Below are 12,812 nucleotides of genomic sequence, written 5' to 3'. Positions count from 1 at the left end.
TCCACCATCGCGAGCAAGCTCGCTCCTACACCTCGCGAGAAGCCCATGTCCCCAACCCCACCCCTCGGCCAACCCGCCTACGTCCTCCACTCCCGCGCCTACCGCGAAAACAGCGCGTTGGTGGATTTCCTCACGCCACAAGGTCGGCTGCGGGCGGTATTGCGCAGTGCGCGAGGCAAGGCCGGGACGCTGGCGCGGCCGTTCGTGCCACTGGAAGTCGAGTTCCGCGGGCGCGGAGAATTGAAGAACGTCGGGCGCATGGAAAGCGCCGGCGTTTCGACCTGGCTCATCGGTGAGGCACTGTTCAGCGGTCTCTACCTCAATGAGCTGTTGATTCGTCTGTTGCCCTCTGAAGACCCTCATCCTGGAGTATTCGATCACTACGCCGCGACGTTGCTCGCTCTGGCCGAGGGTCGCGCGCTTGAGCCGTTGCTGCGCTCCTTCGAATGGCGCCTGCTGGATGATCTCGGTTACGGCTTTGCGCTGAACACCGACATCCACGGCGAGCCGATCGCGCCGGATGGTCTTTATCGTTTGCAAGTGGACGCGGGCCTGGAGCAGGTCTATCTGCTGCAACCCGGCCTGTTCAACGGCACCGAACTGCTGGCCATGGCCGAGGCAGACTGGTCCGCCCCTGGCGCGCTGTCTGCCGCCAAGCGCTTGATGCGTCAGGCACTGGCCGTTCATTTGGGCGGTCGTCCGCTGGTTTCCCGAGAGTTGTTTCGCAAGCCGTAGGGTCTGTTGATCAACAGACCCTATCTCCTTGTGTATGCTGTGCACCGAACTTTCCCCTCTTCAGGAGCGCTTCCGTGACCACCAGCAATCGCATTCTTCTTGGCGTGAACATCGACCACGTCGCCACCCTGCGTCAGGCCCGGGGCACTCGCTATCCGGATCCGGTCAAGGCAGCACTGGATGCGGAAGAGGCGGGCGCTGACGGCATCACCGTGCATCTGCGCGAAGACCGTCGGCACATCCAGGAGCGCGACGTGTTGCTGCTCAAGGATGTCCTGCAAACCCGCATGAATTTCGAAATGGGCGTCACCGAAGAAATGATGGCGTTCGCCGAGCGCATCCGCCCGGCACACATTTGCCTGGTCCCGGAAACCCGTCAGGAGCTGACCACCGAAGGCGGCCTGGATGTCGCGGGGCAGGAAGCACGGATCAAGGCGGCGGTGGATCGTCTGGCGAAAATCGGCTGTGAAGTGTCGCTGTTCATCGATGCCGACGAACGGCAGATTGCAGCCTCCAAACGCGTAGGTGCGCCAGCCATTGAACTGCACACCGGTCGTTACGCCGATGCCGAGACGCCGACAGAAGTGGCTGAAGAGCTTAAGCGTGTGGCCGATGGTGTGGCGTTTGGTTTGGCCCAAGGCTTGATCGTCAACGCCGGTCACGGTTTGCATTACCACAACGTCGAAGCGGTCGCCGCAATCAAGGGTATCAACGAATTGAACATTGGCCATGCATTGGTGGCCCATGCGTTGTTCGTGGGTTTCAAGTCGGCAGTGTCGGAAATGAAAGCGTTGATTCTGGCTGCGATCTTTTGTTTTAAAGCGGCGCAGGTTCCTGAGCCGGCTTGGTCTTGTCGATCCCGGGCACATGCAGGTTGCCTTCAGCCACCTGATTGCCCTCAAGCTGTGGCTGCGTCACCCACGTCAGGATGTCGTAGTAGCGACGGATGTTCGCCACAAAATGCACCGGCTCGCCGCCTCGGGCGTAGCCATAACGCGTCTTGCTGTACCACTTCTTCTCTGACAGGCGTGGCAGGATTTTCTTGACGTCCAGCCACTTGTTCGGGTTCAGCCCTTCCTTCGCCGCCAGTTTACGCGCGTCATCCAGGTGGCCGCTGCCGACGTTGTAGGCCGCCAGTGCAAACCAGGTGCGATCCGGCTCCTGGATCGACTCATCGAGCTGATCCTTCATATAAACCAGGTACTTGGCGCCACCCATGATGCTTTGCTTCGGGTCGAGTCGATTGGACACGCCCATGGCCTGCGCGGTGTTCTGGGTCAGCATCATCAAACCGCGCACACCGGTCTTCGACGTGACAGCCGGCTGCCACAGTGATTCCTGATAACCGATCGCCGCCAGCAGTCGCCAGTCGACCTGTTCTTTCTTGGCGTACGCCTTGAAGTGCTGCTCGTATTTGGGCAGCCGTTGCTGCAAGTGCTGGGCGAAGGTGGTTGCCCCCATGTAACCGAGCACATCGACGTGGCCGTAATAGCGGTCTTTCAAGCGTTGCAGGGTGCCGTTTTTCTTCACCTTGTCGAGGTAGGCGTTGATCTCATTGAGCAGGCTGTTGTCATCACCCGCCGCCACGGCCCAGCTCTGGTTGCTGGCGTCGCCGAGATCAAAGGCGACCCGTATGTTGGTGAAGTAGACCTGGTTCATCGCCACTTCGTTGGAGTCGACCAGGGTCAGATCGATCTGGCCTTCATCGACCATGCGCAGCAGGTCGACGACTTCAACCGCGTCGGACTCTTCGTATTCAATGCCGGGGTATTTCTTTTTCAGCACCGCCAATTGCTCGGCGTGGGTGCTGCCCTTGAGCACCATGATCTTTTTGCCAACCAGATCACCCGCGTCGGTGGGCCGTGATTGGCCGTTGCGGTAGATGATCTGAGGGGTGACTTCCAGGTAGGAGTGGGAAAACCGTACCTGCTTTTTGCGTTCTTCGCTGGCGACCAGGCCGGCGGCCGCCAGTACCGGGCCGTTGGGTTTGCCCACCTGACTGAACAGGTCGTCGAGGTTGTCGGCGGTTTCGATTTTGAGTTCGACCCCCAGATCTTCGGCGAAGCGCTTCACCAGCTCGTATTCGAAGCCGGTTTCACCGTTGCGATCCTGAAAGTAGGTGGCGGGGCTGTTACGGGTAACCACCCGCAGCACGCCATCCTCCTTTACGCGCTCCAGCGTGTTGGGTTTATCAACACAGCCACTGAGCATCAGGAAGAGTCCGGTTGCGATCAGCCATTTGGCGTACCGCGGACGCAAAGCCGTTGGGGAAAACATCTGCGCAGTATACGCAAAGGACCACGAGCGCCATATCTCGACAGCGAAGGGCTTGTCTGCTAGAGAGCTGGAAACCCGCTTGGAGCCCGCAGGAATGGGCTCAAATGGCAATTTATGAGCGTAAAAATAACCCCCGGCGAACCGTTGATTAGCGCCCAAATCCCCGGCCCGACGTTCGGGTACAGCCTCGCGTACCGTTTCGGGTGATGTCGCGGGCGGTTTAGGCTAGAATGCACGGCCTCAAAGCACACCCCTCCCGAGGCTGTCCCGAAGATGTTGATCCTGCGCGGCGCTCCTGCCCTTTCTGCCTTTCGCCACAGCAAACTCCTTGAGCAACTGAGCCAGAAGGTCCCGGCTGTCAGCGGCCTGTATGCTGAGTTCGCTCACTTCGCCGAAGTTACCGGCGTCCTGACCGGCGACGAACAGCAGGTGCTTGCGCGCCTTCTGAAGTACGGCCCAAGTGTTCCGGTTCAAGAACCGACCGGTCGTCTGTTCCTGGTGTTGCCACGGTTTGGCACTATCTCTCCATGGTCCAGTAAAGCCAGCGACATCGCTCGCAACTGCGGCCTGAGCAAGATCCAGCGCCTGGAGCGCGGCATCGCGTTCTACGTGGCCGGCCAGTTCAGCGACGCCGAAGCACAGCTGATTTCCGATGCCTTGCACGACCGCATGACCCAGATCGTCCTCGGTAACCTTGAACAGGCTGCCGGTCTGTTCAGCCACGCCGAACCCAAGCCGCTGACCGCGATCGACGTGCTGGGTGGCGGCCGCGCCGCGCTGGAAAAAGCCAACACCGAGCTGGGCCTGGCCCTGGCCGAAGACGAGATCGACTACCTGGTCAATGCCTTCGTCGGCTTGAAACGCAACCCGCATGACATCGAACTGATGATGTTCGCCCAGGCGAACTCCGAGCACTGCCGTCACAAGATCTTCAACGCCAGTTGGGACATCGACGGTCAGAGCCAGGAAAAAAGCTTGTTCGGCATGATCAAGAACACCTACGTGATGCACAGCGAAGGCGTTCTGTCGGCTTACAAGGACAACGCCTCGGTGATCGTCGGCAACGTTGCCGGCCGTTTCTTCCCGGACCCTGAAACCCGCCAGTACGGCGCGGTGCAGGAACCGGTGCACATCCTGATGAAAGTCGAAACGCACAACCACCCGACCGCGATTGCCCCGTTCCCGGGCGCATCCACCGGTTCCGGTGGCGAGATTCGCGACGAAGGCGCTACCGGTCGCGGCGCCAAGCCGAAGGCTGGCCTGACCGGTTTCACCGTGTCCAACCTGCAAATCCCGGGCTTCGAACAGCCGTGGGAAGTGCCGTACGGCAAGCCGGAGCGCATCGTCACCGCGCTGGACATCATGATCGAAGGCCCACTGGGTGGCGCCGCGTTCAACAACGAATTCGGTCGTCCGGCCCTGACCGGTTATTTCCGTACCTTCGAACAGTCGATCACCACTCCGCGTGGCGACGAAGTTCGCGGTTACCACAAGCCGATCATGCTGGCCGGCGGCATGGGTAACATCCGTGCCGAACACGTACAGAAAGGCGAGATCACCGTTGGCTCCAAGCTGATCGTGCTCGGCGGCCCGGCGATGCTGATCGGTCTGGGCGGCGGCGCGGCTTCCTCCATGGCCACCGGCACCAGCTCGGCGGACCTGGACTTCGCATCGGTACAGCGCGAAAACCCTGAGATGGAACGTCGCTGCCAGGAAGTCATCGACCGTTGCTGGCAATTGGGTGACAAAAACCCGATCAGCTTCATCCACGACGTCGGCGCGGGCGGTCTGTCCAACGCCTTCCCGGAGCTGGTCAACGACGGCAACCGTGGCGGTCGCTTCGAGCTGCGCAACATTCCAAACGACGAGCCGGGCATGGCCCCGCACGAAATCTGGAGTAACGAATCCCAGGAACGTTACGTTCTGGCGGTGGGCCCGGCCGACTTCGACCGCTTCCAGGCGATCTGCGAACGTGAGCGTTGCCCGTTTGCTGTCGTCGGTGAAGCCACTGCCGAACCGCAACTGACCGTCACCGATAGCCACTTCGGCAACAGCCCGGTGGACATGCCACTCGAAGTGCTGCTGGGCAAAGCGCCACGCATGCATCGTTCGGCCGTTCGTGAAAACGAACTGGGCGACGACTTCGATCCAAGCACGCTGGAAATTGCCGACTGCGTCGAGCGCGTCCTGCATCACCCGGCCGTGGCCAGCAAAAGCTTCCTGATCACCATCGGCGACCGCACCATCACCGGCCTCGTGGCCCGTGACCAAATGGTCGGCCCGTGGCAGGTTCCGGTGGCTGACGTTGCCGTCACCGCCACCAGCTTCGACGTTTACACCGGTGAAGCCATGGCCATGGGCGAGCGGACTCCGCTGGCACTGCTGGACGCTCCGGCGTCGGGCCGCATGGCCATCGGCGAAACCCTGACCAACATCGCCGCTTCGCGTATCAACAAGATCTCCGACATCAAACTGTCGGCCAACTGGATGTCCGCTGCCGGTCACCCGGGCGAAGATGCGCGTCTGTATGACACCGTGAAAGCGGTCGGCATGGAACTGTGTCCTGACCTGGGCATCACCATTCCAGTGGGCAAGGACTCGATGTCCATGGCCACGCGCTGGAATGACGAAGGCGTCGACAAGACCGTGACGTCGCCGATGTCCCTGATCGTGACCGGTTTCGCGCCAGTGGCTGACATTCGTCAAACCCTGACGCCGGAATTGCGCATGAACAAAGGCACCACCGACCTGATCCTGATCGATCTGGGCCGTGGCCAGAACCGCATGGGCGCCTCGATTCTCGCTCAGGTTCACGGCAAGCTTGGCTCGCAAGCGCCGGACGTCGATGACGCCGAAGACCTGAAAGCCTTCTTCGCGGTGATCCAGGGCCTCAACGCCGATGGTCACCTGCTGGCTTACCACGACCGTTCCGACGGCGGTCTGCTGACCAGCGTGGTGGAAATGGCGTTCGCCGGCCACTGCGGTCTGAGCCTGAACCTCGACGGTCTGGCAGAAACGTCCGCCGACATCGCTGCCATCCTGTTCAACGAAGAACTGGGTGCGGTGATTCAGGTTCGTCAGGACGCCACACCGGACATCCTCGCGCAGTTCAGTGCTGCCGGTTTGGGCGACTGTGTGTCGGTGATCGGTCAGCCGATGAACAACGGCCAGATCAACATCACCTTCAACGGCGAAACCGTGTTCGAAGGTCAGCGCCGTCTGCTGCAACGTCAGTGGGCCGAGACCAGCTACCAGATCCAGCGTCTGCGTGATAACGCCGACTGCGCCGAGCAAGAGTTCGACGTGCTGCTGGAAGAAGACAACCCGGGCTTGAGCGTCAAGCTGAGCTTCGACGTCAACCAGGACGTCGCCGCGCCTTACATCAAGAAAGGCATCCGCCCACAAGTTGCCGTGCTGCGTGAGCAGGGCGTCAACGGTCAGGTGGAAATGGCGGCCGCGTTCGACCGCGCCGGTTTCAACGCGATCGACGTGCACATGAGCGACATTCTGGCCGGCCGTGTCGACCTGAACGAGTTCAAAGGTCTGGTGGCGTGCGGCGGTTTCTCCTACGGCGACGTTTTGGGTGCCGGTGAAGGCTGGGCCAAGTCCGCGCTGTTCAACAGCCGTGCTCGCGATGCGTTCCAGGGCTTCTTCGAACGTAACGACAGCTTCACCCTCGGCGTGTGCAACGGTTGCCAGATGATGTCCAACCTGCATGAACTGATCCCGGGCAGCGAGTTCTGGCCGCACTTCGTGCGTAACCGTTCCGAACAGTTCGAAGCACGCGTGGCGATGGTTCAGGTTCAGGAATCGAATTCGATCTTCCTGCAGGGCATGGCCGGTTCGCGCATGCCGATCGCCATCGCTCACGGCGAAGGTCATGCCGAGTTCGCCAGCGAAGAAGCGTTGCTGGAAGCTGATCTGTCGGGTTGCGTGGCCATGCGTTTCGTCGACAACCATGGCAAGGTCACCGAGCAATACCCGGCCAACCCGAACGGCTCGCCACGCGGGATCACCGGGCTGACCAGCCGTGACGGTCGCGTGACCATCATGATGCCGCACCCGGAGCGTGTGTTCCGCGCAGTGCAGAACTCGTGGCGTTCGGAAGACTGGAACGAAGACGCACCTTGGATGCGTATGTTCCGTAATGCTCGCGTGTGGGTGAACTAAGCGCCGTGTACAAGCTCAGCTTTTTTGTTCCGGACAGTCATGTAGAGCTGGTCAAAAGTGCCGTGTTCGCTGCCGGTGGTGGGCGAATCGGGGCTTATGATCACTGCGCGTGGCAGGTGCTTGGGCAAGGTCAGTTTCGGCCATTGGACGGCAGTCAGCCGTTCATTGGCGAAGCGGGGCAGGTCGAGCACGTTGAGGAATGGAAAGTTGAGCTGGTGGTGGCGGATGAGTTGATTCGTTCGGTGGTGATGGCTCTGAAAGCGAGTCATCCCTACGAGACACCGGCTTACGAGGTGTGGCGGTTGGAGGATTTCTGATCCTGCAACAGGCAATAAAAAACCCGCTGATTCGTCAGCGGGTTTTTTTATGGCCTGTTGTAGGAGCGAGCTTGCTCGCGATGGACTCAAGAACGCCGCGTTTAGCCAGTAAACACGCGTTATCGTTAACGTCTATCGCGAGCAAGCTCGCTCCTACAGTCGATCTTAAGCGGTGAAGGTTTTGCCCTCGAACTGCTCAGCCACGAATTTCCAGTTGACCAGGTTCCAGAACGCTTCGACATACTTTGGACGAACGTTGCGGTAGTCGATGTAGTAAGCGTGTTCCCAGACGTCGCAGGTCAGCAGCGGGGTGTCGCCGCTGGTCAGCGGGTTGCCGGCGCCGATGGTGCTGGCCAGGGCCAGGGAACCGTCAGCCTTTTTCACCAGCCAGCCCCAACCGGAACCGAAGGTGCCGATGGACGTCTTGCTGAACTCTTCCTTGAACTTGTCGAACGAACCGAAGGCTGCGTTGATGGCTTCAGCCAGCGCGCCGGTTGGTTGACCGCCGGCGTTTGGCGCCATGCAGTTCCAGTAGAAAGTGTGGTTCCAGACTTGAGCAGCGTTGTTGAAGATGCCACCCGAGGAAGTCTTGACGATTTGTTCCAGAGTCTTGCCTTCGAACTCGGTGCCTGGCACCAGGTTGTTCAGGTTCACGACGTAGGTGTTGTGGTGCTTGTCGTGGTGGTATTCCAGAGTTTCCTTGGAAATGTGCGGCTGCAGGGCATCGTGTGCGTAAGGCAGCGGCGGCAATTCGAAAGCCATGATGATTCTCCTAATCAGGTCAGTTGCGGTGAGCGCAAGGCCGATCACGGGCGGCCAGACAAGCGCCGGGGAGTTTGTACTCTTTGCGGCGCAGCGAACCGGATCATAGCACCGGGGGGACGGCATAACCACGCAACAACTGTGTGGGATAGAGGTTCCAGAGCCTTTTGGAATAATCAGGGCGTGGTGATTAATTGAAAGGCCACAGTGAACATCATCACCGCCACCAGCAAATCGAGGATTCGCCAGGTACTCGGCCGCGCCAGCCAGGGTGCCAACCAGGCCGCACCCAGCGCCAGTGTGAAAAACCACAGCAACGATGCGCTGGCCGCGCCGACGACATAAGCGCCGGGCTCAGTCTGTTGAGCGCCGAGGGAGCCGATCAGCAGCACCGTGTCCAGATAGACGTGCGGGTTGAGCAGCGTCACGGCCAGGGCGCTGAGCATCACCGCTCGCAGTGAGCGTACGGTCTGGTGCTCACCCTGCTGTAAACTTTGTTTCGAACAGGCCCGACGCAGCGCCTGACTGCCATACCAGATCAGAAATACGGCGCCCCCCCAACGGGCAACGGCCAGCAAGGTCGGGTTTTGCGCCAGCACCGTCGCCAGGCCGAATACGCCGGCGGCGACCAATAATGCATCGCACGTCACACAGAGCGCTGCCACCGGCAGGTGATGTTCGCGCCGAAGGCTTTGAGCGAGCACAAAGGCGTTCTGAGTGCCGATCGCCATGATCAGCCCGGCGGCCACTAACAGGCCGTTTACATAACTTTGCCACATAAGCTGTTTACTCCCCGTTGGCTGCCAGATCGCGCAGCACTTGCATCGCGCGTTGGGCATGGGACTGACCGACGAATAAGTGGTCGTGGTAGTAACCGGCGATCACATTGCAGCTGATGCCGGCGTTGCCCAGTGCCGTCGCGAACGCGGCGGTCAGGCCGACGGCTTCGAGGGCCGAATGCACGTTCAAGGTGATCCACGCGGCGATGTAATCGAAACTGAAACCGGCCTTCTCGGCATGGGAGCGCTCGAGAATCACCGTCAGACCTTCCTGTTCGCGAAAGCTGCCGATGATCTCAAGGTCCGCCGGTAGCTTGCCGTCGCGCAGGGTGCAGAACACGTAATCGCCAGCGTTGAGTTGCGGGCTCATGCTGCGCAAAAGAGTGGCCAATGACGTTTCGCCAGCCATGTCGGTATTCCTTGTTCAAGAGTTCTTGTCGGGCATTCTCCGCTGCTAACCTGTATAAGAAAAACCAATCATGCTGATCGCTCATTAGGAAAACTGATGTTCGACTATAAATTGCTGTCTGCCTTGGCCGCCGTGGTCGAGCAGGCTGGTTTCGAACGTGCCGCGCAGGTGCTCGGCTTGTCGCAATCGGCGATCTCCCAACGCATCAAATTGCTGGAGGCGCGGGTCGGTCAACCGGTGCTGGTGCGGGTCACTCCGCCCGCGCCAACGGAAATTGGCCGACGGCTGCTCAACCATGTGCAGCAGGTGCGGTTGCTCGAACGGGATTTGCAAACGCTGGTGCCGGCGCTCGACGAAGAAGGCCTGCCGGAACGTCTGCGTATCGCACTGAACGCCGACAGCCTCGCCACCTGGTGGGCAGAGGCGGTGGGGGCATTTTGCGCGGAGCAACACCTGCTGCTCGATCTGGTGGTGGAGGATCAGACCGTCGGCCTCAAACGCATGCGCGCCGGTGAAGTGGCGGCTTGCGTCTGTGCCAGCGAACGTCCGGTGGCCGGTGCGCGCAGCGTGTTGCTGGGCGCGATGCGCTATCGAGCGCTGGCCAGTCCCGCCTTTATTGCCCGGCATTTCCCGGAAGGTGTTCGCGCCGATCAGTTGTCGAAAACCCCGGCGCTGGTCTTCGGTCCCGACGACTTCCTGCAACATCGCTACCTTGCGTCCCTCGGTGTGGATGGCGGTTTCGAACACCATTTATGCCCGTCGTCCGAAGGCTTTATCCGCCTCACGGAAGCAGGACTTGGCTGGGGGCTGGTGCCTGAATTACAGGTGCGCGAGCAACTGGAACGGGGCCTATTGGTAGAGCTTTTGCCAGATAAGCCCATCGATGTGCCGCTGTACTGGCATCATTGGCGCAATGGCGGCCAGTTATTGGGGTTACTGACCGACCAATTGGTGCGCTCGTCGAAGCAATGGCTGGTGCCGTTGGACTGATGGGCAGCGTCAAGACTCACGCATTACGCAAAACGAAAGACATCGGAGCTCTACATGAAAATTCTGGTTACCGGCGCAAGCGGCTTCATCGGCGGACGCTTTGCGCGTTTTGCCCTGGAGCAGGGCCTGGACGTGCGGGTCAATGGTCGCCGGGCCGAAAGCGTCGAACACCTGGTGCGCCGTGGCGCCGAGTTCATTCAGGGCGACTTGAGCGATCCGGAACTGGCGCGTGAGCTGTGCTCAGACGTTGAGGCCGTGGTGCATTGCGCCGGCGCGGTGGGTGTGTGGGGGCGTTATCAGGACTTCCATCAAGGCAACGTGCAAGTCACCGAAAACGTGGTCGAGGCCTGCCTGAAACAAAGGGTGCGCCGCCTGGTGCATTTGTCGTCGCCCTCGATCTATTTCGATGGTCGCGATCATCTCGGGTTGACTGAAGAACAAGTCCCCAAGCGGTTCAAGCATCCCTACGCCGCCACCAAGTACCTGGCCGAGCAAAAAGTCTTCGGTGCCCAGGAGTTCGGCCTCGAAACCCTGGCCCTGCGCCCGCGCTTCGTGACCGGCGCCGGTGACATGAGCATCTTTCCGCGGCTGCTGAAGATGCAGCGCAAGGGGCGCCTGGCGATTGTCGGCAATGGCCTGAACAAGGTTGATTTCACCAGCGTGCAAAACCTCAATGAAGCGTTGCTCAGCAGTTTGCTGGCCAGCGGTTCGGCGTTGGGCAAGGCGTACAACATCAGCAATGGCACGCCGATTCCGTTGTGGGATGTGGTCAATTACGTCATGCGCAAAATGGAAGTCCCACAAGTAACCCGCTATCGTTCCTACGGTTTGGCCTACACCGTCGGGGCGCTCAATGAGGGCGTGTGCAAGCTGTGGCCCGGTCGTCCCGAGCCGACGTTGTCGCGACTGGGCATGCAAGTCATGAACAAAAATTTCACCCTGGACATCAGCCGCGCCCGGCATTATCTGGATTACGATCCGAAGGTCAGTCTCTGGACGGCCCTGGATGAATTCTGTGGCTGGTGGAAGGCCCAGGACCTCCACTGACAATCCCGGTAATGAACCGAGTTCGGGGTTGAGGGTCAATCGGTGCGGCAGTGGGGTTTATACTGCGCCGCATCAAGCCATCACCGCGTTCCACAAAGGTTGACTCAATGTCCATGCGTAACGATGCCAACGACGATTTCGACAATGTACCCAGCCTGCGCGCCGACAGCCTCGACGACGATGATTTTGTACCCACCGCTCGCACCTCCGTGCATTCGCGGCCGGCACCGGTCGTCAAGGTCAAAGGGCCGAGCACCGGGCCGTTGTGGGCGCTGGTCGGCGCTTTGTTCTTTGCGTTCGCCGGCCTTGCCTGGTGGAGCTTTCAGCAGCTCTCGCTGATGGAGCAGCAATTGGTGGCGACCCAGGAAAGTTTCGCGCGCATCAGTGAGGATGCGGCGGGGCGCTTGCAGGACATTTCCGGCAAGGTGGTGGCCAGCCAGACCAACGTCACCAGCGACAGCGAAGCGCTGAAACTGCAAATCAAACAACTGGAAAGCAAACTCCAGGATCAGAGCCAGCAACAGCAAGGCGTTGCAGGCCAGACTTCGGATCTGGACAAGCGTCTGGCACAGATGACGGCGCAAACCACTGATCTGGATAAGCGCCTGGCGCAGGCAACCGCTCAGAACACCGAGTACCAGACCGCCAACACGCAATTGCAGGCGCAGGTCAAAGCCTTGAGCAGTGACCTGGCCGCATTGAAAAGCGCCCCGGCCGATACCGGCAAAGTCGATGCGGAGCTTAAAAGTCTCAACGCCGACATCGCCGCATTGAAGAAGCAAGGCAACCCGAGCGCTGCCATCGAGCGTCTGGAACAAGACATGATTGTGCTGAAAAGCCAGCAGGACAACCGCCCCCAAGGCGCGACCAACACCGCCGAGTTCGACGCTTTCCGCGCGCAGGTCACCCGCACCATCAACACCCTTCAAGCGCAGATCCAGAACCTGCAGCAACAACTTCGCGCCCGGCCACAATAATCCGGCCCCCCTGTAGGAGCTGCCGAAGGCTGCGATCTTTTGATCTTGATTTTGATCTTTTCGAGACCGCCGAAGATCAAGATCAAAAGATCGCAGCCTGCGGCAGCTCCTACAGGGCGACGCAGGCTACACCAGCGGCTACAAAGGATATTCGTTCAGCCGCCAGGGCGATTTTGTCGACAAGGATCGTTATGTCTTTGTGGTCGATACCAAGGGCGTGATGCTCGCCAGCGGCGGGCCGTCCTCGGCGTTGATCGGACGTGAGCATTTTCTGGTGGCTGTCGGGTATTACAGCCCTTGATGATGCGGTGTCTGTTATGACGCTTTCGCGAGCAGGCTCGCTCCCACA

At 60.2% G+C, this 12,812-nt stretch carries 10 protein-coding genes and 2 pseudogenes; 8 read left to right on the top strand and 4 right to left on the bottom strand.

Going from position 1 to position 12,812, the window contains the following annotated elements; translation table 11 throughout:
• The first annotated feature begins 45 nt into the window (after positions 1-45).
• Positions 46-735, top strand: a complete 690-nt coding sequence (gene recO / locus JFU37_RS28085) for a DNA repair protein RecO (protein ID WP_201120384.1) — start codon at positions 46-48, stop codon at positions 733-735.
• 74 nt (positions 736-809) lie between these two features.
• Positions 810-1,541, top strand: a pseudogene (gene pdxJ, locus JFU37_RS28080) (pyridoxine 5'-phosphate synthase); the annotation flags it as partial.
• Between the two features lie 10 nt (positions 1,542-1,551).
• Here pdxJ and mltF read toward each other — a convergent pair.
• Complete coding sequence (gene mltF / locus JFU37_RS28075; protein ID WP_201120382.1) at positions 1,552-3,012, bottom strand: membrane-bound lytic murein transglycosylase MltF; 1,461 nt, start codon at positions 3,010-3,012, stop codon at positions 1,552-1,554.
• A 273-nt stretch (positions 3,013-3,285) separates the two neighbouring features.
• On the opposite strand from mltF, the gene purL reads away from it, so the two are divergent.
• Together purL and JFU37_RS28065 are read left to right on the top strand one after the other, a co-directional pair.
• Positions 3,286-7,182 carry a phosphoribosylformylglycinamidine synthase gene (gene purL, locus JFU37_RS28070; protein ID WP_201120381.1) on the top strand — a complete coding sequence of 1,299 codons (3,897 nt, stop codon included), beginning with the start codon at positions 3,286-3,288 and terminating at the stop codon, positions 7,180-7,182.
• A 5-nt stretch (positions 7,183-7,187) separates the two neighbouring features.
• The gene (locus JFU37_RS28065; RefSeq protein ID WP_201120379.1) at positions 7,188-7,499 is read left to right on the top strand and encodes a YqfO family protein; all 312 of its coding nucleotides are present in this window, start codon (positions 7,188-7,190) and stop codon (positions 7,497-7,499) included.
• Between the two features lie 165 nt (positions 7,500-7,664).
• Here JFU37_RS28065 and JFU37_RS28060 read toward each other — a convergent pair whose 3' ends face one another.
• From JFU37_RS28060 to JFU37_RS28050, 3 genes are all read right to left on the bottom strand, one after another.
• Positions 7,665-8,261 (bottom strand): superoxide dismutase, encoded by a 597-nt coding sequence (locus JFU37_RS28060; protein ID WP_201120378.1) that lies wholly within the window; start codon positions 8,259-8,261, stop codon positions 7,665-7,667.
• A gap of 176 nt (positions 8,262-8,437) precedes the next feature.
• Positions 8,438-9,040 carry a LysE/ArgO family amino acid transporter gene (locus JFU37_RS28055; protein WP_201120376.1) on the bottom strand — a complete coding sequence of 201 codons (603 nt, stop codon included), beginning with the start codon at positions 9,038-9,040 and terminating at the stop codon, positions 8,438-8,440.
• 7 nt (positions 9,041-9,047) lie between these two features.
• Positions 9,048-9,449 (bottom strand): ACT domain-containing protein, encoded by a 402-nt coding sequence (locus JFU37_RS28050; RefSeq protein WP_201120374.1) that lies wholly within the window; start codon positions 9,447-9,449, stop codon positions 9,048-9,050.
• Positions 9,450-9,545: 96 nt separating this feature from the next.
• On the opposite strand from JFU37_RS28050, the gene JFU37_RS28045 reads away from it, so the two are divergent.
• The 4 genes and pseudogenes from JFU37_RS28045 to JFU37_RS31415 all read left to right on the top strand — a co-directional run.
• On the top strand, positions 9,546-10,439 hold the full coding sequence (locus JFU37_RS28045; RefSeq protein WP_201120372.1) for a LysR family transcriptional regulator ArgP: 894 nt from the start codon (positions 9,546-9,548) through the stop codon (positions 10,437-10,439).
• Positions 10,440-10,493: 54 nt separating this feature from the next.
• Positions 10,494-11,486, top strand: a complete 993-nt coding sequence (locus JFU37_RS28040) for an NAD-dependent epimerase/dehydratase family protein (RefSeq protein ID WP_201120368.1) — start codon at positions 10,494-10,496, stop codon at positions 11,484-11,486.
• Positions 11,487-11,593: 107 nt separating this feature from the next.
• On the top strand, positions 11,594-12,463 hold the full coding sequence (locus JFU37_RS28035) for an ATPase (protein WP_201120366.1): 870 nt from the start codon (positions 11,594-11,596) through the stop codon (positions 12,461-12,463).
• A 151-nt stretch (positions 12,464-12,614) separates the two neighbouring features.
• Positions 12,615-12,728: pseudogene (locus tag JFU37_RS31415) on the top strand (cache domain-containing protein); the annotation flags it as partial.
• Between the last annotated feature and the right edge of the window lie 84 nt (positions 12,729-12,812).

The organism is Pseudomonas sp. TH41 (assembly GCF_016650695.1).
Classification (GTDB): domain Bacteria; phylum Pseudomonadota; class Gammaproteobacteria; order Pseudomonadales; family Pseudomonadaceae; genus Aquipseudomonas.
Note: the sequence above shows the minus strand (reverse complement) of the source record. Positions and strands in the feature narration are given on the sequence as shown.